The organism is Oscillibacter sp. PEA192, from assembly GCF_003574015.1.
Classification (GTDB): Bacteria; Bacillota; Clostridia; order Oscillospirales; family Oscillospiraceae; genus Oscillibacter; species Oscillibacter welbionis.
Genome location: NZ_AP018532.1, coordinates 698,176 through 720,420 on the forward strand (window position 1 = coordinate 698,176; position 22,245 = coordinate 720,420).

The 22,245-nt window shown below is 54.2% G+C and carries 17 protein-coding genes; 9 read left to right on the top strand and 8 right to left on the bottom strand.

The features are described from left to right. Positions 1-17 precede the first annotated feature (17 nt). Positions 18-1,514, top strand: a complete 1,497-nt coding sequence (locus tag DN611_RS03410) for a tripartite tricarboxylate transporter permease (protein WP_119310648.1) — start codon at positions 18-20, stop codon at positions 1,512-1,514. Positions 1,515-1,587: 73 nt separating this feature from the next. Continuing rightward, positions 1,588-3,186: a hypothetical protein gene (locus tag DN611_RS16415; RefSeq protein WP_155979227.1), complete on the top strand. Its 1,599-nt coding sequence runs from the start codon at positions 1,588-1,590 to the stop codon at positions 3,184-3,186. A 664-nt stretch (positions 3,187-3,850) separates the two neighbouring features. Here the strand turns inward: DN611_RS16415 and DN611_RS03420 are convergent. The 5 genes from DN611_RS03420 to DN611_RS03440 all read right to left on the bottom strand — a co-directional run bounded on the left by DN611_RS03420 (position 3,851) and on the right by DN611_RS03440 (position 10,411). Further along, positions 3,851-5,053: a hypothetical protein gene (locus DN611_RS03420; protein WP_051319936.1), complete on the bottom strand. Its 1,203-nt coding sequence runs from the start codon at positions 5,051-5,053 to the stop codon at positions 3,851-3,853. A 55-nt stretch (positions 5,054-5,108) separates the two neighbouring features. Then, positions 5,109-7,073: an alpha/beta hydrolase family protein gene (locus DN611_RS03425; RefSeq protein ID WP_119310649.1), complete on the bottom strand. Its 1,965-nt coding sequence runs from the start codon at positions 7,071-7,073 to the stop codon at positions 5,109-5,111. 2 nt (positions 7,074-7,075) lie between these two features. Next, positions 7,076-9,067 carry a prolyl oligopeptidase family serine peptidase gene (locus DN611_RS03430; protein WP_119310650.1) on the bottom strand — a complete coding sequence of 664 codons (1,992 nt, stop codon included), beginning with the start codon at positions 9,065-9,067 and terminating at the stop codon, positions 7,076-7,078. A 163-nt stretch (positions 9,068-9,230) separates the two neighbouring features. Beyond that, complete coding sequence (locus tag DN611_RS03435; protein ID WP_160117399.1) at positions 9,231-9,872, bottom strand: GntR family transcriptional regulator; 642 nt, start codon at positions 9,870-9,872, stop codon at positions 9,231-9,233. Between the two features lie 194 nt (positions 9,873-10,066). Next, positions 10,067-10,411 carry a hypothetical protein gene (locus tag DN611_RS03440; RefSeq protein ID WP_119310652.1) on the bottom strand — a complete coding sequence of 115 codons (345 nt, stop codon included), beginning with the start codon at positions 10,409-10,411 and terminating at the stop codon, positions 10,067-10,069. Positions 10,412-10,620: 209 nt separating this feature from the next. Here DN611_RS03440 and DN611_RS16770 point away from each other — a divergent pair, with 209 nt between their 5' ends. Next, complete coding sequence (locus tag DN611_RS16770) at positions 10,621-11,073, top strand: hypothetical protein (RefSeq protein WP_145985055.1); 453 nt, start codon at positions 10,621-10,623, stop codon at positions 11,071-11,073. Beyond that, the gene (locus DN611_RS17230; RefSeq protein ID WP_309469552.1) at positions 11,006-11,308 is read left to right on the top strand and encodes a LytTR family transcriptional regulator DNA-binding domain-containing protein; all 303 of its coding nucleotides are present in this window, start codon (positions 11,006-11,008) and stop codon (positions 11,306-11,308) included. The genes DN611_RS16770 and DN611_RS17230 overlap by 68 nt, the downstream gene beginning before the upstream one ends. 466 nt (positions 11,309-11,774) lie before the next feature. On the opposite strand, the gene DN611_RS03450 is transcribed toward DN611_RS17230, so the two are convergent. Next, a complete protein-coding gene (locus DN611_RS03450; protein WP_119310654.1) occupies positions 11,775-12,602 on the bottom strand; it encodes a MerR family transcriptional regulator in 828 nt (275 codons plus the stop codon). A gap of 87 nt (positions 12,603-12,689) precedes the next feature. Here DN611_RS03450 and DN611_RS03455 point away from each other — a divergent pair, with 87 nt between their 5' ends. The 5 genes from DN611_RS03455 (at position 12,690) to DN611_RS03475 (ending at position 18,712) form a co-directional block, all read left to right on the top strand. Beyond that, on the top strand, positions 12,690-14,021 hold the full coding sequence (locus tag DN611_RS03455) for an MATE family efflux transporter (protein WP_119310655.1): 1,332 nt from the start codon (positions 12,690-12,692) through the stop codon (positions 14,019-14,021). Positions 14,022-14,047: 26 nt separating this feature from the next. Next, positions 14,048-15,070: a GNAT family N-acetyltransferase gene (locus DN611_RS16930; RefSeq protein ID WP_256264420.1), complete on the top strand. Its 1,023-nt coding sequence runs from the start codon at positions 14,048-14,050 to the stop codon at positions 15,068-15,070. Between the two features lie 65 nt (positions 15,071-15,135). Then, entirely contained in the window at positions 15,136-15,846 is a 711-nt protein-coding gene (locus tag DN611_RS03465) for a TVP38/TMEM64 family protein (protein ID WP_025543536.1), read from the top strand. Positions 15,847-16,077: 231 nt separating this feature from the next. Continuing rightward, entirely contained in the window at positions 16,078-17,286 is a 1,209-nt protein-coding gene (locus DN611_RS03470; protein WP_174232993.1) for a GNAT family N-acetyltransferase, read from the top strand. 55 nt (positions 17,287-17,341) lie between these two features. Next, the gene (locus DN611_RS03475) at positions 17,342-18,712 is read left to right on the top strand and encodes an MATE family efflux transporter (RefSeq protein WP_119310657.1); all 1,371 of its coding nucleotides are present in this window, start codon (positions 17,342-17,344) and stop codon (positions 18,710-18,712) included. 745 nt (positions 18,713-19,457) lie between these two features. On the opposite strand, the gene DN611_RS03480 is transcribed toward DN611_RS03475, so the two are convergent. Both DN611_RS03480 and DN611_RS03485 read right to left on the bottom strand, forming a co-directional pair. After that, complete coding sequence (locus tag DN611_RS03480; protein WP_119310658.1) at positions 19,458-20,516, bottom strand: FUSC family protein; 1,059 nt, start codon at positions 20,514-20,516, stop codon at positions 19,458-19,460. Positions 20,517-21,327: 811 nt separating this feature from the next. Beyond that, a complete protein-coding gene (locus DN611_RS03485; protein WP_119310659.1) occupies positions 21,328-21,801 on the bottom strand; it encodes a COG2426 family protein in 474 nt (157 codons plus the stop codon). Positions 21,802-22,245: the final 444 nt, after the last annotated feature.

Consider the following 22,245-nt stretch of genomic DNA (forward strand, 5'->3'; position numbering starts at 1 on the left):
CGAAAAGGAGAATACTTATGGAACAATTTTTAGGCGGACTGCAAGTTCTGCTGCAGTGGCAGAACTTTTTGATTATTCCGGTGGGGCTGGCAATCGGCATTATTGTGGGTGCTATCCCCGGACTGACCTCCGATTTAGGTCTCATCCTTTGTATACCCTTGACCTATGGCATGGATCCCACGATGGCTATTTTAATGCTGCTGGCCATCTACTGCGGCGGTACCTACGGCGGTTCCATCACTGCGATTCTCATCAACACCCCGGGTACCTCGGCCAATGCGGCAACGCTGTTTGACGGTTATCCCATGACCCAAAGAGGACAAGCGTTCAAGGCACTGCAAATGGCACTGTACGCATCAACCATCGGTGGCCTTATAAGCGCATTTGCCCTACTGTTTCTGGCTCCCCAGATCGCAAAAATCACACTGCTGTTTGGCCCTGCCGAATATTTTGCTTTGGCAGTTTTTGGACTATCCGTGATTGCGGGCGTCTCTAACAACAGTATTTTCAAGGGACTGATCGGCGCTTGCATCGGCTTGTTCATGGCTACCATCGGCATGGACAATATCAGCGGCACCGCCCGCTTTACCTTTGGAAGCAATCGGCTCATGAGTGGTATCGACCTGATCATCGCCCTCATTGGACTGTTTGCTATCTCTGAGATTATGATGAAGTCCCAGTATGATCCAAGGACCGACCACAAGACTATCAGTTCTTCAGCCATCACCAGAGATAAAATCACGAAGGACGAGTATCGGCGATGCCGCAAACCAATCGGCATTGGCTCCCTGATCGGCGTCATTATCGGCGCAACCCCTGGAACTGGCGGTGGTTTGGCGGCGTTCATCTCTTATAACCAGGTGAAGCAGTCCTCCAGCCATCCCGAGACTTTTGGCCACGGCGAGATCGAGGGTGTGGCCGCCTCCGAGTCCGCCAACAATGGCGCCTGCGGCGCAACGATGATCCCCATGCTGACGCTGGGGGTCCCAGGGGACGGCGCCACCGCTATCTTGATGGGTGCATTCATGATCCACGGCATGATCCCCGGCCCCACGCTGTTCGAAGAGCAGGGCAATATTCTATATGCCATTATGCTGGGCCTGATCGTGGTCAATGTGTTTATGTATATTCTGGGCAGTGGCTTTACCCGTTTTTACGCGCATATCACCCGTATTCCCTACGAGATTTTGGCGGCTATTGTATTGACCTTTTGCATTGCGGGTGCGTATTCCACCAATAACCGGATGTATGATATCTACATCATCCTGATCTTCGGCATTGTAGCGTATTTCCTGCGCCGGATGGATTTTCAGTTGGTTCCCATTCTGCTCGGCATTGTGCTGGGGCCTTTGGCTGAGAAAAACTTCCGCCGGGCACTGGTGCTGTCTGACGGGAGTCTAGACATTTTCTTTACCCGTCCTATCAGCTGTGCCTTTATCTTGATTGCTGTAGGTTCTATTTTGCTGTTTGCCTGGAAAAATCACAAGGCAAAGGTAAAAACCACACAGAAATAATACAGATCTGCGCAAGTACTGAGACATCTCCTTATTTGAGCATTGCCAAATTCATACAATTTGAAGAGCGACGGTGTTTGAGATGAAGAAAATTTTGAAAAGGCTTTTCTGCTTGGCTATCGCTGTTGTGATGTTAATGAGTACTGCGGGGGCAGAAGGAACCTCCACTTATATGGCTTACCGGTCAAATGCCGTTACAATATCAGCAGCTGACGGACTTGGCATCGTAAGTGGAACATTCGTAATAAAGGATCTCAGTATTACAAACGGGCAAGATCCTGATGGTCGCAACTATGTTGGACAGGTGCATACACTTGAAAATGGGGAATTTACATTCAGCGTTGGGCGCAGTGCCTCTGAAAGCGTTGCATCATGGTTCAATTCAAAGATCTCAGGATATAATGATCCTTCTGTGAACGGAGATAGAACAACATTTGACCAGACTGCTGATGATTTGAATTTTGCCTTTGTCGGTGATTTGAATTTGGTTGTGGATACTGCCGATGATCCGCAGGGTCTAAGTGTTACATTTCCTGATGTTGTTATTGCTCAGGGGAGCACCTTGTTTAGAAATAATTGGTGGTTTGGTCAACGCTCTGGCCAGCATACAAGAGATAGTGACGGCCCCGACACTGTATTGGCAATTGGAAGTACGACAGAGGGAAGAACAGTTTATGCATCGTTTTTGAGAGGCGGCAACGAGGTTAATGAGATTTCTCTGGAAGCCATTCACGTGGTAGAAGCTGCTGCGGATAGTGCGAATAAAGTTGTCGATGTTAAAAATAAATTTGCTGCGCTTCCGATTGACGGCGTTCAAAGCAATTTGGAAGGTTTCCCCGGCAGCTATGACCCTACCGTAAATCATATCCAGGGATATGCGCAGTATGATAGTTGCGATCATACTCGATATTCTATTCTGACGCATAGTGTAGGAACTGCGCCCTATGCGCATATTGTCGCCGGCCCCAAAACGGGCAGTGACAAGTGGGGGTTCAAAACATACCTTCAGAATTGGAGACATCCTGGTGGCGTTCAAGTAATGGGAGATTATCTGTTGGTTCCCTCTGAACAAGATGCTTCCGCGCATATAGCTTTATATGATTTGCGTTCATTGGCCGTAAAAGAACTAAGAAGAGTTGAGACATTTGACTTAGCTGTAAGCCATAAGGCTGGTGCTTTGGGGATTACTTCTTATGAGGATAAAAACGGCATTGAGTATTACGTGATGATAGTTGCCCATTTAGATGGCGAGAATACTGTGTACCATGTCTATCGTGCATTGGCATCAAATGGCATTGAAAACGCCCGGTTCTCCGAAGTTGGAAGTTTTGAATCTGATAAGGACTTTCAAGGTTTTGGCTTGATTACTGAGGATGGGACAAATGATATTTATATGATAGGGCTTTGGTCGCCAAGCGAGGGTGTGATATTTGCGGATTATGCGTACCTGTACCAGTTGAATACGGAAACATGGACCATTGGAGAAGCACTTCAGCAGATTCACATGGTCAGTGTTGGAGGAATGGCTGGTATGATGGGAGTTCATTTCCGTTATGGCGCAAATGTATATGTTGCAGACGATGGTACGCTAACTTTATCCGCTACAGAGCGGAACGCGGTTTTGGGCAGCTCTTTGGCAACAAATGATTGGATTCCTGCAATCGTAAACTAATATTTGACGATATCGTTATGTGAGGAAAGGGAACGGGCTGTGATCCGTTCCCTTTCTCCACAGTGAATATTCTATTGATAAACCGCATGATGGTGGATATCTTGTTTTGACTGACAATGAATAAACCAAAGCTGACCCGTAGTGCATAGCTGGGGGAGAACTACGGCGAATTGGCTCAAAGACATCTTCTTCGGTTTTTTAAGCAGTTGCGCTAAAGCTTGCATGAAGCAATCTTTCCTGTTCCTTTATGTAAATGCATGGCGTCGAGAAGGTGTCATCTCCCCCATAAAACAGACTGCATTTCGCAAGAGCCGATTGGAACGTCTCCTGACCGGCACGCTGGCAGATCTTCTGTTTATTCTCTTAAAAGATTTCTGCTGTGATTTGCTTTTCGGCTCTGCCGGGCGGGGCTTTAGAAGTTTTTGGCTTTCCAGCCCTTTAGAGTGAGCAGCAAACAAGAAACCGTCAAGCCTCTTTTGATGCTTGGCGGTTTCCTGTTTGACGCTTATATTGCTATAACAAATTTCAGGGAGGTGTCACGAATTTTGAGGACTTCAATCAAGCGGGAATGAGTCGCTTTTCGAGTTTAGAAGTGATCCGCCATGTCCTCACCCGAAAACATCTTAAAGGGAATCCGAGTTTTTAGGATCTGATCGGCTGCAATTTACAGCATACCGGCCATCACACCGGCCACCAAAATAGAGACCATTGCGGCCATACCGCCCACTACCAGGCGAGGCATGACCCGGCTCATCAGAAAGGCCTTTTCATCCTCATCCTCCGCCACAGCATTGCATACCTCCACAGAGATTAGGTAAGTGGAGGGGAACCCCAGCATCTGGCAGAAGCCTACGCCGAAGGCCATGGACTTATCCCCCAGAATCTTCCACACCGGCAGGACTTTCATCATAACAAAGATGGAAAGTACCGACACCGCGAACACAACCACCAGCGGGAGGATCAGGTCGATGAGGTCGGATATGGAGATGTTGGCCAGGGCGGGAATGATGGCAGCGAACACCACCATGTTGATAAAACCGCTGGCTTGGGCTTTCTGGAGGAGGTTCTTGGGCACCACACCCAGCTGGGTGAAGATCACGCCCAGCACCAGCCCCAGGATGGCGTAGTTGATGTGGGTCAGCTCACCCAGCCATACAGAGAGCAGGCCGCCGACTACTGCCAGCAAAATGCACACATTGCTGGAATAAAAGCCGTCAAATTTCTCGGCCAATGTTATCCTCTTGGACGCTGTCTTTGCCTCGCTGTTCCGATTCTCGGATTTGCCCGCGGCGGCCATAAACTCGTCCAGGGTGCCGCTGGATTTGGCCTTCCGGTATTCGCCGATCAGGCCCTGGGCATAGCGGAGACTGGCGCTGGAGGCAAAGGGCGTACCCACGAACTTCTGCACGGCGAAGGTAATGGCAGCCAGCGCGGCGGCCAGAGGATAGCCAGCCTTGGTGGCAGCCTCCGTCATGATCTGCGTTGCGGGCAGAGCGCCGTTGACTACCGGGATGGCGCTGAGGGCCATCTCCTTGCCGATGATAGGGATGGTCAGTGAGACGCCGATGATTACCGCCAGCATACCGAACCAGCAAGTGACCACAGTCCGCCACTCATCCATGAACTGGCGCAGGTTAATCATGGACCCCATGGCGAAGAGCAGCATTGGCACGCTCCAGCTGGAAGCGGCGCTGAGACCGGCCTTTTCGATGATGTCGGCGGGCAATACGCCGGCGACGAACAGGACCAGGAACAGCATCAGCGTGGCGAACACCGAGGAGATCCGGGCTTTGGTCAGCTTGGCCACTACGTCGCCGACAGCGAAGAGAACCATCACCACTGCGAACCACAGCAACATATCAAACACTTGTCATTCATCCTTTCTCTATCTGTTTGTTGAAAGGGCCGCCCGGCGCAGCCTTTTAGAGATACTGGTCGAACCAGTCGCACAGAGCGTTGAGCCGGATCAGACGGTTGACCGGCCGCCCGGACCGGTTGAGCTCGTGGCCCTCCTGATGAATCAGGACCACCTTGGAAGGAACACCCTGCTGACGCAGACTGGTGAACATCTGCAGGGGCTCGTCCATCCAGCAGCGGTAGTCGGTGTTGGAGTGGATAAACAGGGTGGGAGTAGTGACATTGCGGACGTACTTCAGGGGAGACTTGTCCCAGAGGATCTGGCTCTCGTCCCAGATGACGCCTTTCCGCTCCAGGGCATTGAGGCCCATGTGCTCCAGCAGGAACAGATACCCCTTGTCACAGGTGGAGATGGAGGTGACAAAGTTGGAAATGCTCCGCATGGCACAGGCAGCCTTGAACCGCTGGGTGTGGCCGATGATCCAGTTGGTCATGTAGCCGCCATAGGACCCGCCGCACACGCCCAGCCGATCCGCGTCCACGTCCGGATAACGGCGAAGCACCTCATCGGTGAAGTCCATCAGATCCTGGTAATCGATGGTGCCCCACCGACCTACCAGATCGAAGTAATCCTGCCCCCGACCGTCGCTGCCGTGGGGATTGGTATAGAACACGAACCGACCGCCGGCGGCCAGCAGCTGCATCTCATGGTAGTACTGGGAACCGTAGGCCGCCTTGGGGCCGCCGTGAATGTTCAATACGCCGGGATACTTCTTCCCCGGCTCGTATCCGGAGGGGCGGATGACCCAGCCATCCACCTCCTGACCGTCCCGGCTGCGGAACGTGATGTGCTCCGGACGTGAGATCTGGCGGGTCTCCAGAAAGGCGTCGTGGAATTGGGTGAGCCTCTCCGGTTCCCCGCCGGAGAGGGGCTGGCGGTACAGCTCCTGAGGCCGGTGATCCCGGAAAGCTGCCAGATAGGCGTTCTCTCCAATGATATCAAAGCAGGCAATCCCCTCATAGGAGGCCACAGGGGCAAAGTTCCCCGCCTTGTCGAAGCGCAGCAGGGCGGTGACGTCGCGCTGGAGACGGACGGCATAGAGACTGTCTCCCTGGACGGCACAGACCTTGCCGCCGCCCAAAGACATATCCCCGATGGCGGAGGTACCCAAAAAGCCGTCCGGGGCGCAGAAGGTCCGGCAGTCCCCGGTGGCCGGATTCAGCAGATAGAGCTTGGGGCTTCGGGAGACGCTGGTGTGCGGGTCGCCGCCCTCGAACCAGATATCCGTGCCCCACCAGCCCACCTGGGTGATCCGATATTTCCCATCGGGGACCAGTGACCGGGTTTGGCCGGTGGCCAGATCGTAGAGCATCAGCTGCCGGTAGTCGGGCCGGATTCCCTCAAAGCTCACACCCCAATAGAGGATCCGAGAGCCTTCCGGAGAGACTGCCGCTCCTTCCATGTCATAGGTGGGAGGGGTGATCTGGTTTACGGAGCCGTCGGCAGGATCGAAAATCCATCCGCTCATCCGGGTGCCGTTAATCATCCCCAGACCGTCGGCCCAGAAGGGCAGTTCGTCAAAAACCGTATAGTCACGGCCGGGCTGAGGCTGGTCCGCAGGCAGGTCCTCCGGAGGGGTCATGGGCCGCCGGGTAAGGACGAACCATCTTCCGTCGGGCAGGGGGTGAAACTGCTTTACCGACAGGGGAATGGTGAAAGCCCGTTCTGCTTCGCTTCCCCGGATGTCCAGCCGGTAAAAGGCGGTTTTACCAGGCTGATCCCCGGTCCGGCAGGAGGGGAAAATCAGCGTATTTGAATCCAGCCAGCGAAAAGCGGCCTCGTCGCCGTTGCCGGTCAGGGGGCGAACGGCGCCGGTTGTGGTGTCCAGCAGATGGATGCAGGCGTAATAGCCTTTTCCATCATCTCTGGCCCGGCGGGACACAAAAGCTGCGTGAGCCCCGTCGGGTGCGACCGCCACCTCGGAGAGGAATCGGTATGCGTACAAGTCATCTGCTTTGATGCGTTCCATAATTATGCCTCCTGTTTATTGAGATACCGCTGGTACCAGCGGAGCATTTCCTCCAGTCGCCGGAGCCGCTGACGGGGCCGGCCGGAGCGGGAGAGTTCGTGGTTTTCCCCTGGGAAAAGACACAGCCGGGAGGGAACTCCCCGCAGCTGGAGAGCGGTGAACATCTGGATCGCTTCCAGTTTCCAGCAGCGATAGTCCTCCTCACCGTGGAGGAACAATGTGGGCGTGGTCACATGATCGGCATAGCGAAGAGGGGACTGCTGCCACTGGAGATCCCGATCCTCCCGGTGGGAAGCGCCGGTTTGCCCCTTGGCGAAGTAGTAGCCGATGTCCGCCGTGCCCTCCATCCCGGTCCAGTTTGCGATGGACCGCTGGGAGCAGGCTGCCTGGAACCGGTCCGTGTGGCCGATGATCCAGTTGGTCATGAAACCGCCATAGGACCCGCCGCCAACGCCCAAACGGGTGGGATCGATGTCCGGCCAGCGGGCCAGGGCTCCGTCCAAGAAAGCCATGATATCCTGATAGTCGATGGTCCCGAACCGGCCCCGGATATCGGCAAAGTCATTTCCACGGCCCTCGCTTCCCCGGGGGTTGCAGAACAGAACGAAGTATCCGGCTCCCGCCAGGACCTGCATCTCGTGAAAGAACACCGAGCCGTAGCTCAGGCGGGGCCCGCCATGGATGGTCAAAATGGCTGGGTATTTTTTGCCGGGAACGTAGGCCACCGGCGGGAGTACCCACCCCTGGACCGGCAGCGGACCTCCGGTATCCACCTCCAGCGGCTGGGGCGTGGAGACGGCGCAGCGGTCATAGATCCCGTCGTTGGCGTGGGTCAGACGGATCTCCTGGCCATGCTCCAGAGTGTAGATCTCTCCGATCCGGTTTTCCCGAAACGCCAGGTACACCAGCCGGTCTGCCGCGGCATCCAAATACTCCACACTGCCCGGCCCGGTGAGGGGGCGGGCCTCGCCGGAGGTCAGATCCAAAGCCTCAATCCGGCTGTCCCGGTCCACGGTGGAGAGGAAATAGAGCGTGTCTCCGCAGACGCGCCAGGTCTCTCCGGCACCAAGGCGGCTGTCGGTGGCCACGGTGTTGCCCACACAATGATGGCTGTGGCGGAGGAGCAGCTCTGGTTCTCCTCCGGAGAGAGGGATGGTGTAGAAATCGCCATTTTCCCCATTTCCATAGCCAAGCCCGTCGGTAAGACAGAGAACCGCCTGGTCCCGCCAAAGGGCAAAGAGCTTCACCAGATACCGGTCCTGTTCCAGGAGGCACCGGGTCTCTCCACTGGCCGCGTCCCAGATAAAAACACCGTGGCGCAGAGTCTGGACATCCGTGAAGCGATGACCGGTATAGAGGATCCGGCCATCTTCCACGGTAAAGCCTGTAACCTTGAAGGGCGGCGCGGTGAGGGGGGTGGTTACGCCGGACGCAGGGTCGTGGATATACAACTGGGACCGCTGCCCGCTGGTGAGGCCCAGGCCGTTGGCCCAGAAGGGAATGTCCTCCAGCACATCATAGGTGCGGTTTTTGTATTCCTCCAGGGCCGAAGCTTCCTCCGGGGGACTCAGACTGTCCAGATTTGGGCGGTTCATGTCCACGGTGGCGGTGAAAACGAACCGCCCGTCCGTTAAGCGCCGGGCCCTGCCCGCCCGCATGGGGACGGTGAACAGGGGCTGCGCCTCGCCGCCATCCACCGGCAGCGCGTAATATGTAGTGGTATCCTGAGAAGCGGAACCGGCTGTGCCTCGCATCCCGGAAAAGAGGATGGTCCGGTTATCCATCCAAGAAAAAGCCCGCACCGGACTCAGGGAGCTGAGGGGGCGGTCCGCCCCCGTACTGTGGTCATAGACCCACAGCCGGGCGTCATAGCCATTGGAGGCCAAATTCGCCTGCTGGCGGATATAGGCAGTGTACCGACCGTCCGGCGAGAGACCCAGGTCGCTGAGATATCGGAATTGCAGGAATGTTTCGCAGATCATAGGCTCCATCATATTCACTCCATTTCGTCATTGACTACAAATTTCATCCTGTACCAGCGGCACCGCAGATGTGTCCTGCTGCCGGGAGAGGCGGCGTCTGGAAACTGGAAATAGCATCCTGATTTTAATTATTTATTTTTAATTAAAAATAAATAATTAAAAAATGGCCCCATCCTTACAACCGGCGAAGCACACCTTCGATATGCTGCTGTAAACAGTGCTGGGCCCTCGTGATATCTCCGGAACGGATGGACTCTACTAGGCGAACGTGATCTCTGGCTGTGCCGCTAAAGTCCCGGAGCCGCAAAGGGCAAAGCAGATAGTTGGACACTAGAAAGCGCCCCTGTACCCGGTCATACGTCTCCAGCAGAATCCTGTTCCCTGACGCTTCTACAAGCAACCGATGAAAGCGGCGGTCCAACATGGCGAATTCTTTTGGAGAAAAAGAACTGCCGGTGAGGCGGACACCCTCTTCACTGTAACGATTCAACTGGGCTAATACGCTTTCTGCCGACAGCCCAAGGCCGGACATAAACCGCTCCAGCGCATGTCCCTCTACCATTTGACGGACTTCACACATCTGGCGCACATGCTCCTGGTCATACTCCGGCACATAGATGCGGCCATTACCCATGATCTGAAGGATCCCGTCATTGGCCAGTAATTTAACGGCCTGAACCACCGGCGTTCGGCTGACCTCGAAGCGATGAGCCAGTTCGTCCAAGGTCAGGTTTTGTCCCATCTCATAATCACCATTAATGAGGCTCTCAACAATATGCTCATACAAAATTTCGTCCAGGCTATTCTTTACTTTCATGGAATTCTTCCTCCAGTTAAAATAAGTGTAATCGAGAACAGAGAAAAAAACAATAGGGAATAGAAGTGTCATTTATTAGGCGGCGAAAATTCATGATAAATTCACAAGGGGTTACAAGAAATTATTGTTAAAAATGCCAACAAGATGCTATATGCGTTTGTTTCTGATTCTTATATCTACCATCTCGCTTCACATTAGATAGGCCTTATCAAATATCCTGTCCAGCCAGCAGCCAGTGTGATGAGGATGACCACAACATCCCCGCTGGGAAATTGTGTGAGGGAAGAAGGTGTCAGTCCAAACAGCATCAAAATCCATGCCAATACAAATGGAACGCTGTATAGCATCAGCGCAGCTTTTCCGACCTTTGCAAAAGGGCGATACAACAAGTTCAGCTTCCTTTCCGGCAGCGCCGCCGCCAGCAGGACCTTGCTCCCGCCTGTCCCGATCAGCATTCCAATCACGGCCCCCCGGACGGCATCCAATGCCAGCAGCCTGACAGCCGCGGGGGTAATTTTTCGTGTTGCCTTTTGATTCATGGGGACATCCTTGGTTTTTATCCCCTCTTGTTATCGGCGGCATTGTAGCATGAATGAAGAGCGATAGGCTGGATTTTGGCCCCAGATGTGCGTCCTCGGCTTTAAATGCGAGTTAGTCCTATGCGTTCAGGACAAATTGCATTTATTCAGGACAAAACCTTTCAATCTGATATACTGCGGGAAAAGATGGACAAGAAAAAATTCCGCCTATGGTAGCGATCGTTCTTTGCGATGACGATCCCTTCACATTGCAGCTTCTGTCCGAGCTGCTGGAACGGGCAATCCGGCAAAGCAAAGCAGAGGCCAACTTGTCTGTCTGGCCTCTGCTGGTCAGGAGCCGCTCCAGTTTATCCGCAGCGGTGGAAGCTATCTCTATTTTCTCGATTATGACCTGGGAAGGGATTCCCCCCAACGGCGTGGACCTTGTCCGGCAGATCTACCACACGGACCCCGGCGGGAAAATCGTCTTTGTTACCGGCCATGGGGAGAAGGGCATGGATATTCTGCGCAGCGGCGTGCGGCCCTTTGGGTTTATTGAAAATGTGTGGATCAGAATGAGATGGTTCGGGAGTGGAGTATATTCGATATTTGAAAATGGCGGTGCCGGAGCAGCAAAACAGCGCGGACGGGGACACCGCCGAACTGCCCATCGGGATCGATGAAACGGTACGGCTGCCGGTTTCTGAGATATTGTATGTGGATTCCGTCAAAACAGTGGCCCATTCTATTTGCTGTCATTTGACGGGTCAGGGGGTGACTGCGCGGGAGACGATCGAACACGCCCAGGAACAGCTGGAAGATCAGGTTATCCGCTGCCGTTGCTCTGTTTTAGTAAGGGACATTGCCGCCGCTGGGCAGTTCAGCGTTTGCGATAAAATAATTTTTAAGACGCAGTGATAAAGGGGCTGCATATATACGCGCAAGATAGAACAGAATTTGTGAAGACAGCGCCTTTGCTTTCCTATAACCTTGGTCCGTGGAGATCGGAATTTACGAAAAAATACAGGAATTGTTCAGGATGCCGTTACAGCTGTTGACATTGATGATGAGCGAACCGCTCTGGTGCTTGTCAGTCTTACTCCTGACGGGAATATTTGCACAGAAAGAACTTATTATGCGATGATTTGCGAGATTGATGCGACGGCATGTAAAGTTACATTTCATGTTACTGACGACGTAGCGTAGCCCTCAATCAAATCCTGGTTTACGATTGAACCCTATGGGCCGCAGAGTGCTTGCGGCCTCATTCTGTTTAAAACCGGGTATGAAATTGCGGCATTAAAACGCATAGTCCAGCGAATAGAGTATGAAGAGGCCAGGGAACGGTGATCTTTTCAGATTGCTGCACCCTGGCTTTTTGTTGTCAATTGAAATTCAAAACCGGGATTTCAATTTTTGTAATATAGTCCTCGATTCTGTCGATCACCAGTTCATTGATCCCAATCTCATAGGCATAGCCGGAGAACTGTAAATGGTGCTGCTCTGCGTAGCGGAGGATCGCTTCATAGCGGGCAGGCAGCCTGTCCCAATTCCCAATGCAGAATGCCCGCAAATAGACCCCGCCGGGGCACCTGTGGAGTCCCATCCTGTTCTGCGTGTCCGGCAGTTCGATAAACAGCTTGGAGTAGTCCTCAAACCTCCGGGCCAGGAGGTTTTCCACCGGGAGCATGGAGCCGTAGGGAGTCTGGTACATACGCGGAAGCTGATATTTCTTGGTCTGCTCAAGAATCAGCTCAATCTCATCCTCCAGGGACTTTTCCGGTGATGTTTGCACCGTCGCCAGATACTGCGGTTCCCGCTCAATGAGGGAGATCTCGGAGAGGTCCAGGTCCAAAAGTTCGGTCATCTCCTGGCGGCGGCTGCACAGTTTTGACCGGACGGCCTTCAGCCCCTGGATCGTCCGGTCCAGTTCTGAGATTTTATCCCGAAGCAGGTCCGCCATGCTCCCAGCGGACCTGTTTTTCATAAATTCCTGAATATCCCGGATGGGCACGTTCATGTCCCGGAGCAGCAGGATCACCTCCAGCTCCGTACTCTGGTAATAGCTGTATAGCCGGTACCCATTTTCTTCGTGGATAAACGCAGGCTTGAACAGACCGATCTCATCATACCACATGAGTGTCTTTTTGTTGATCCCATGCAGAGCGGCAAACTGGCCGATGGTAAACAGCTTCGGTTTTTCCCGCAGCATTTTCAAAAACCCCCTTGACCGTACAGTAACTGTAGGGATTATGATACTCCATGCCGGTAACTACCACAAGAAGCAGGAGGAATTTCCGTGCAGAATGAAATTGCATACAGCAGACCCGTCACCCTGACAAACATTCTTAGATTTGCAGTCCCCACCATCGCCATGAGCGTATTCATGTCCTTCTATACGATGGTGGACGGGCTGTTCGTCTCAAACCTGATCGGGACCAGCGCCCTGTCTGCCCTCAATCTGGTCTATCCCGTCATCGCGCTGGTGACGGCCATCTCCACCATGCTCGCAACCGGCGGCAGCGCGGCTATCATGAGAAAGATGGGAGAGGGAAAGCCCGATGAAGCAAAGCAGGACTTTACGTTTCTGATCCTGGTCAATGTCCTGACCGGCCTTGTGATGTGCGGGCTGGGCTATCTGTTCATGGGGAAGATCTTCGGCTCCATGTCCCTGTCCCCGGAGGTCTCCGCCTATTGCTGGGAATATCTGAGCCGTTACCTGCTGTTCACCGTCCCTATTCTTCTGATGAATAACTTCACCCTCTATATGATCGCAGCAGGCAAGGCGTCCCTTTCCCTGCTCTGCTCCGTCGCCGGCGGCGTGACCAATATCGTGCTGGACTACCTGTTTATCGCCGTTTTCCGCTGGGGGATCGGCGGGGCGGCGGTTGCCACCGGCCTGGGGTACTCCATCACAGCCATCGTGGGCCTGCTGGTGTTCTCCAACCGGAACAGCCTGCTCCATTTTGTCAGGCCGGTCTGCCGGCCCCAAACGCTCGGGAGAGCCGTCACGAACGGCTGCTCTGAAATGGCCACCGCGCTGGTCAACGGCATCATCACGCTGATGTTCAACTGGACGATGCTCAAATATGTAGGGGAGGACGGCGTTGCCGCAATCACCATCATCTCCTATGTGCTGGCCTTTGCCGGGTCCCTGTATGCCGGTTATGCCTACGGGGTGGCCCCCATGCTCAGCTTTTATTACGGGGAACAGAACCATGAGAAGCTCAGGAAGCTGGTCCGCACCAGCCTGAAAATCATCGGCGTGATCGCCGCGGCCACCGTGCTCGTCTCTCTGGCTGTCACAGAGCCGCTGGTGTCCATCTTCGCCCGGCCCGGAACACCTGTCTATGACCTGGCTGTGGCAGGAAATCGGATCTGTTCCCTGGCCCTGCTCTTTGTGGGCTTCAACATTTTTGCAAGCGGGATGTTCACCGCGCTTTCCAATGGGCTCATTTCGGCAGTGCTGGCGTTTTCCCGCACCTTTGTCTTTACGGTGATCGCCATGCTGGCCCTCCCGGCCCTTCTGGGCGTCACCGGGATCTGGCTGGCGACACCGGCCGCAGAGCTGGCGGCGATCATCCTGTCCGCCGTCATGCTCCTGAAATACCGGCGGCGCTACTGCTATTGATTCCAGGGGGGAGTATTTTGAAGCTGGTGATTTTGCTGGCCGTAATCGCAGGAAAATGGCTTCTGTGCCTGTGGAGCGGCCTGGGCCTGGTTTTCCTGCTCTTTTGGCTGAAAGGGAAGCAGTTCAGGGGTAATAGCGAAAAATGGGACGATTTCTTTCTCACCCTGCCGCCGCAAAAGGTGGAGCAGTACGCGATTGGTATTTATCTGGCCGCCGCGCTGCTCTCGTCCGGCATCAGCTATTGTGTCCTGAAATGGGCGGGCTTCCAGCACAGTCTTTTGATCGCAGGTGCGCTGTTTGTGGTCGGAGCCTTGATTACAGAGTACCGGTGGTTCACAAAAAAGCGGGACTATGTGCTGAAGCGGTATCAGGAGATCCCGCAGACGATTTTGGAAAGAAGAAATGGAGAAAACAAAATGGATGGACAGATCGTATTGAGAGAATACCAGACATCAGACCGCCCGGCTTTGATCGGGATCATCCGGGAGACGTGGCAGTATGACAAGTTTGCCTCCCCCAAGGCGGCGCAGAAGCTGGCGCGGGCCTATCTGGACAGCTGCCTCACCAATCAGACCTTTACCCAGGTCGCGCTGGTGGATGAAGTCCCGGTGGGGATTATCATGGTCAAAGACCGCAGGGAGAAGAGATGCCCGTTCCGCCTCAGACTGCGGATGCTCCTCTCCGTGGCGTCGCTGTTCCTGTCCAAAGAGGGGCGTATGGTCACCAGGTTCTTTTCCGGCGTGGAAGAGATCGACCGGCAGCTCCTCCAGGACACCCAGACCGAGTACCAGGGAGAGATTGCCTTCTTTGCGGTCAATTCCAGATACCGGGGCATCGGCCTGGGGAAGAAGCTGTTTGATGCCGCGCGGGATTACATGAGGAACCGGCGGATCAGCAATTTCTTCCTGTTCACAGACACCACCTGCAATTACCCGTTTTATGAGCGCCGGGGCATGGAGCGCCGCGGGGAGCGCGTCCACACCTTTGCGGCAAAGGGAAAATCCGGGACCCTGACCATGTTTATTTACGATTCCTTCATAGAATGTTAAGACAGTTTCTGTCGTTTTCCCCTTCACGTGTGATAAAATGCCTTTCACGGCTCAACGATAAAGAGGTGTCTTTTACGAAATCCAGACAGCGTATTCTCTTCCTGACCGCAGCGGGGCTTCTGATTGTCGGAGGTGGATGGTTCCTATACTCCACCGGCTTTTTCCAGGCGGCGTCCTCTCAGGAATCCCTGCGGGCCTACATTGACGACTTTGCGCCATACTCCCACCTGTGTTTTTTCCTGCTCCAATTTCTCTCTGTCGTGCTGGCTCCGATCCCCAGCAATATTACCGCTGCCGCGGGCGGTGTTCTCTTTGGAACATGGCCTTCCTTTTTCCTCACCTTCGCCGCAGTAGTCGCCGGTTCCCTGCTGTTGTTCTGGTTGGCCCGGGTGCTGGGCCGGGACTTTGCCGGGCGTTTTGTCAGCCGGAGGCTGTCTGAAAAATATCAGCAGATCCTCCAGACCAAGGCTCCGGTGTTCCTCACTCTGGCGTTCCTTTTCCCCTTTTTCCCAGACGATCTTCTGTGCATCCTGGCCGGCCTGTCCTCGCTCTCATTCCGCCGCTTTGCGGTGATCGTCCTGCTTGCCCGCCCCTGGGGACTGCTCTTTGCCAGCGCCCTGGGCGGCGCCGCCTTTCATGTCTCTCCGTGGGCGATGGTTTTGATCGGTGTAGCGGGGTTAGTCCTGTTTCTTCTGGGGATGAAATATGGGGATCAGATCGAAGCGGCCATCCTGAAGCGCCTGTCCCGGCGGAAAGGCAATGATGCGGCCTGCTGATTGCGGCAGAGGTTCCGGCCTCTTTGGCTCAATGAGAATAGCGACTGTGGACAGCCCCAACAAGGCGGCCGCTTCCGGATTTCTGGCGGCGCTGTCTTGTTGGGGCGTAATCCTGCTTTGAGACAACTGGGATTGTGTTGGGCCGCGGGGCGGCTTGCCTTTTATTTGAACTTCCCCTATACTATAACGATGGATATATTTTGTATGAAACGGAGAATTTGGTGATTCTTGATGAATAAAAAAGATTTGAAAATGCGGCCGGTAGGCAATGAGTATCTGGAACAATATAACGCCCTGCTGCGCTATGTATTCCAGGTGACGGATCAGGAGCTCAGTTCCGTGGGCTGGCAGGAGAAGGAGATCATCCGGGCGAAATTTCCAACCATGCAGAAAGCGGACGTGATCGGCTGGTTTGACGGCGACACCCTGGTTTCCCAGGTGGCGGTCTATCCGATGCGCGTCAAGGTTTTTGGGAAGACCTATTCCATGGGCGGCCTGACGGGAGTGGGGACCTACCCGGAATACTCCAATATGGGCCTGATGCACAAGCTGCTGGAGCAGGCCCTGAAAAACATGAGGGAGAAAAAGCAGTATATCTGCTATCTCTACCCCTATTCGATCCCCTATTACCGGCGAAAGGGCTGGGAACTGATCTCGGACAAGATCTCGTATGAGATCAAGGACTATCAGCTTCCGAAAAACCACCAGGTCGCCGGCAGCGTGCGCCGGGTGAAGGCGGACGGCGAGGAACTGAAGGAGACCTACGCCCGCTTTGCCGAGCATACCCACGGAGCCATCCTCCGGGATGAGCTGGCCTGGAACGAATACTGGCTCTGGGACCGGGACGATATCATGGCGGCAATCTACTATAACGAGAATGAGGAGCCGGACGGGTATATCATCTACTGGATCGAAAATGAAGTGTTCTATATCAAGGACATGATTTTCAATCATGAGGAGGCCCGCACGGGGCTGTGGAACTTTGTTTCCGCCCACTTCTCCATGATCGACCGGGTGGAGGGCAGCACCTATACGGACGAGCCGCTGGCCTTCCTGCTGGAGGACGCCAGCATCAAGGAGTCCATCTCTCCCTACTATATGGCGAGGATTGTGGATTTCCCCGCGTTCGTCGCGGACTATCCCTTCAAGGCGGACGGTACGGAGCGGGAGTGGCGCTTCTCCATGACGGACCCAATCATGGAGTGCAACCAGGGCTCGTTCCTGCTGAAGATATCAAAGGACGGCAGGGGGACGGCTGTGAAGATCTCCGAGCCGTGCGCCGACAGCATCAGCATCCAGACCATGACGACCATGCTGATGGGCTATAAGCGCCCGGACTACCTCGCCAAAATCGGGAGAGTCCACGCCGGCGGGGAGACGATTGACATGCTGGAGGACGCGATTGAGCAGCAGCCGCCCTATATATCCGACTATTTCTAAGGGCCGGAATATCATTTTTTCAGACTACTTCCACAAAGGCAGGTGATCCCCCGCTATGCAGAAAGTTGATTTGCTGGAGGGCTCCATTGTTCGGAGCCTGACCAGTTTAGCCCTGCCCATCATGGCCACGTCTTTGATCCAGATGGCCTACAATATGACGGATATGATATGGATCGGCCGCGTATCAGCCAATGCGGTGGCGGCGGTGGGCGCCGCGGGAATGTATCTGTGGCTCGCCAACGGCCTTGCCATGATCCCGCGCCTGGGCGGGCAGGTCAAAGTGGCGCATGAGCTGGGCGCGCAAAATATAGAACGTGCGGCCTCTTATGGGCAGGCGGCATTCCATCTCGGGGCCTTGCTGGTGGTTCTGTTTACAACGCTTTGTATCACACTCAACGGGCCGCTGATCGCATTTTTCAGGCTGAACACGCCCTCTGTGATCGCGGACGCACGCACCTATCTGGTAATTGTGGCGGCCGGATTTTTCTTCTCATTCTTCAATCAGATTTTTACGGGGATGTTCACCGCTATGGGGGGAAGCGTGGTGGTTCTGCGCTCCACGGCCATCGGGCTGGTGGGGAACATCATTCTGGACCCGCTTATGATCTTTGGGATCGGCCCATTCCCGCAGATGGGCGTGGCCGGAGCCGCCACAGCCACCGTTCTGGCCCAGGCCATCGTAACAGCCATGTTCCTTCTGGCAGCCCGCCGCGAGATGACCGTTTTTCCGCAAATCCATATATTCCAGGCCAGTCAGTGGAGGGCCTGGGCGGAGATTTTGAAAATCGGTTTGCCTGTCTCCATCCAGAGCATGTTTTTCTCCGGCCTCTCCATGATCCTCGCCAGGCTCGTCGCGGGCTGGGGGGACGCCGCTATCGCGGCTCAGAAGGTCGGTTCGCAGATCGAGTCCATCTCCTATACCACGGCGGAGGGATTTGCCACGGCGGTCAACGCATTTATCGCACAAAACTTCGGCGCGGGCCGGATGGAGCGCATCCGTAAGGGGTATTGGACAGCCATCGGTATGATCGTTGTCTGGAGCGGCTTCACCACACTTATGCTGGTGGTCTTTCCTGTTCCGCTGTTCCGGATATTCATTCCGGATGACCACGTGCTGCAGACCGGCGTGAGCTATCTGCGGATCATGGGTTACTCCCAGATCTTGATGTGCCTGGAGATCACCTCCTCCGGCGCGTTCCAGGGACTGGGCCGCCCAATGCCGCCCACGCTGGCCGGTATCATCGGGAACGCCGCCCGCATCCCTCTGGCTGTATTCCTCAGCGCCACGGTACTGGGGCTGGATGGGGTCTGGTGGAGCATCAGCATCTCCAGCATTGCAAAAGGCATCGTCGTGTTCACCTGGTTTGTGGTGATCCTGCGCCGTTATACACACCGGCAGGCGCAGGGAGTTGACGGACTGGAGTGACTGTCCGCAGGCTGATTTTCGGTATTGTGCCAGGATACAATGCCTCGAAAATCCACCGGCAGGAGGTTGTACGGTTGCGGCATATTGCATACCAAGCTTTTTCAAAAAGGAAATTGACCTTGCGCTGCTGGGGATCGAGAAATGGGCGGATGACCGTGCCTATTTCTGCACACCCAGAAAAGCCGGGATCATAGGCAGGGACGGAGTACCCGGAGCACTGTGCCGCCATGAGTTATACCGTTACGCTGGAACTGCCGGACGGCGCTATGACCCTTGCGGACCGCGGCGACGGGGATCGCCCCAGACAGGCGCCCTGCGCCCCGGATCAGCCGAAGACTACTTCGTATGTAGCAGGGATCGGGTTTATCGGCGGTGCGGATGGCCCGGCATCCGCTTTTGTTGGAGAGGAGCAGGGAAAACTTCGGATGGCCTGTTCCTTGCTTCGCTTCGGCGGAGAATGTGGAATAGCGGATGATTTTCCACGAAAAGCAGTTTGAGGACATGACCCTGGAGTGGACTCCGTCAAATGAGGCCAAGCGTTCCATATCTGGAAGATAGAATACGGCTGAGGTGCCTGCGCTGTTAGCGCCGACGTGACTTGATCAAAAGAGAGGTGGAAAAAATCCTAGACCAAAATGAGTAACTAAGTATGGGACAGGGCAGGTTTCTATATATTTTCATCCTCTGGTCAACAATTCAAGACAGCCGCTGTGGAGGTTCCCACAGCGGCTGTTCGTTATGATTGTCAACTCCGTCCCGTTCTGGCATTGGCAAACCGGTCGACTATAAAGTTATATACATAATAGAAAAGGACGCCGAAACAACACCCGATGATGTTGTTTATAATACGGAGGATAATTGCTGATTTTACCCCAAAGATATTTGTAGCCATAAGAAGCGCGCCAAAACAGTTCAGAAGGGTTTTCCAATGATAGGCGGCGCAGAGGCCGAGCAGCAATCCTGAATAGATTCCCAGATACGAGTGGGCGGAAGCCGGAAGCAGTTGGTATACGATCCCAAATAAAACACTCCCAGCCACGACGCCGCCCAGGCGTTGAAATGCCCGTTTGTTTGGGCGCTCGCCATATTGCGATAGGACCGTCAGGCAGGCACAGCCCACCCACATGATCCGGTCTACCTGAAGTAGTTCTCCGACAAGGATTCCAAGCGATAATCCAAGCGTCACCTGAAACTGCCATTTTCCGAGGGGATCAAAGAGGGAAAAGTCTTTCACGATCTGCGAGAACGTTTTGCCGTAATCTTTCTTCCTGTGATTGATGTAGAAAATGATTCCGCACAGCAGGCATCCCAGCAGCATTTCGAATACCCGGAGCACGAGCAGATGTCCGCCAACCGGATTCCCGTATAGGAACATATAGGCAAACAGGTACAGGCCCGCCCCTCCGTATAACGGCTCGTGGCAGGCGGAGATCACGATAAAGCCGATGCTCAAGAAGTTGATCAGAAACCCCCACGCCGGATTTACGGACTGCGCAATGCAAGGGCTGAAGGTCAGCAGCACAAAGACAATAAAGAAGTTTATCAGGGAGCTTTTGAGGCAGTAGCCGAAGTCGACAAACCGGACCGTCAGCAGAATGCAGAAGATTACCACGGCGGCAGAGCTGTTTTCATCTCCAAACAGAAAGTTTAGAATAGAAATAAAAACGACTGCAAAGAGAACACAGAGGATATCCTTCACAATCAAGGCCGCAATCAATTTGTGCCGTTCAGACGGATTCGCTGCGTTTCTGATTTTCCCCTTACATACAGAGACATCTAATTGCATCGCCTGATAAAAGTTCATCTGGACCTTCCTTTCTCAGAGCATAATCCTATCATATCCGGCGGGGAAATCAAGAACGTAGCCTTTGTAAAAAAACTGTAAACAGTTCCGGCCATTGGGACTGTTAAAGCCGATCCGAATTGATGAAAACAGGCGGCGCCTTCCCTTAGCCGGAACAAATCAGAAAATTTGGGGAGTCACTGTCAACGGCGTGGGTGCAAGGGAGCGGGACAGGGTACTTACAGCTTCAGCTTCATCCGGTCCGTCTGAATGCCCCTGCCTGATTAGAACAGAGAGTTGTCGTTGTTCTGATCGGCAGGGGCGTTTTGTGTCCAAAGCCATTTCTGCGCAATGGCTTTGGACTTTTCTGAATAGGAGTCCTATGTTGCCTGCTAAATACAAACGGAGCAAAATGAAAGCGCAAAATATGAAACGGATGCGGCGGCCGGACTGTCGCTCCCTCGCACCGGACATCCTTCGCAGCAACGCATCAGCCATGGAGTACAGGCCAGCTCCGGCCCACTCTTTTAAAAAATGTTTGATCTGCCGGGACCTTCCTCTTAAAGCGGCAGAAAACCGACGCTGGCAGGCTGCTTGAAGTTACGACTGCTTTTCAAATAGAGGATAGTTCTGCGCATCTCCTGAAAAACGGCAGGACCTTATTTTCCTGCTGCATGAATACCTGCCGGAAGCCATTTCCACCAGTTGTACATTTCCGGGCGAATGCGGCGCAGGGTCATTCCGGTCACTGCCCCATCGAACATGGGGAAGTTCCTGTATAGAAAGGAGTATCAGCCGCCGCAGGCGGCTGATTACACACGTACAGCGAAACTCACCAAAAGACTCGAATGACACCGCAGGTCACGGTGGTGGTAATGATTCCGGCGATGAGGACGCCAAGCGCGATGGCGGGGAGGGCTGTCCGGAGCCGGAGGTCCAGCACATCGGCCACCAGGGCGCCGGTCCAGGCCCCGGTCCCCGGCAGCGGGATTGCCACGAGGATGATCAGGCCGATGGTGCGATACTTTTTCACGATTCGGCCCTTGAGGTGTGCCCGGCGCTCCAGCCAGTCGATTTTCGGTCCAACCCAGCTGGATTTGCGCAGCCAGTCAAAAATACGGCGGAGCAAAAGAATGAGAAAGGGGATTGGAACGAGATTGCCGAGGATGGCGGCAGCCGCCGCTGCGGCTGGCGGCAGGCCGGCGGCTATACCGGCCGGAATTGCACCGCGCAGCTCCAGCACAGGCACCATGGCAATGAGGAATGTCATGAGGAGCTCACCGAAAAAAGTATCAAACAAATCCATAGACTACACCTTTTGTATAACAAATGTAACGATTGCATTCTACCATAGAGCGCCAGATGCAGCAATGTTTATTTTTATCTGTACGAAATCGAAACATGTATGTGGGCGGTAAGCAATAGAGGGCAGACGGTACAGCCTTACCCTAAAAGAAGAACGGCCCAAACCGGGAGGGGGGTCGGGAGGAACATCTGGCAAGCCATACATTATATATATTGGGACAGAGCGTATCAAAGTGCATGGATCGCAGACGATCTGTCGGAATGTTACGGTTATATTACAAGAGCTGCAAATCTATTGCAAACAGAAAATTGATCTGATATGATGCGTCTAGAACAAATGAGGAATCGCTCTTGGCTGCCCGGTACAGATACAGGAATGGCTAGCCACGGTATGTGTACCGTGTAAAAAAGAGGCTTCACTCAGGCGTTCTGAACTTCTAAAGCC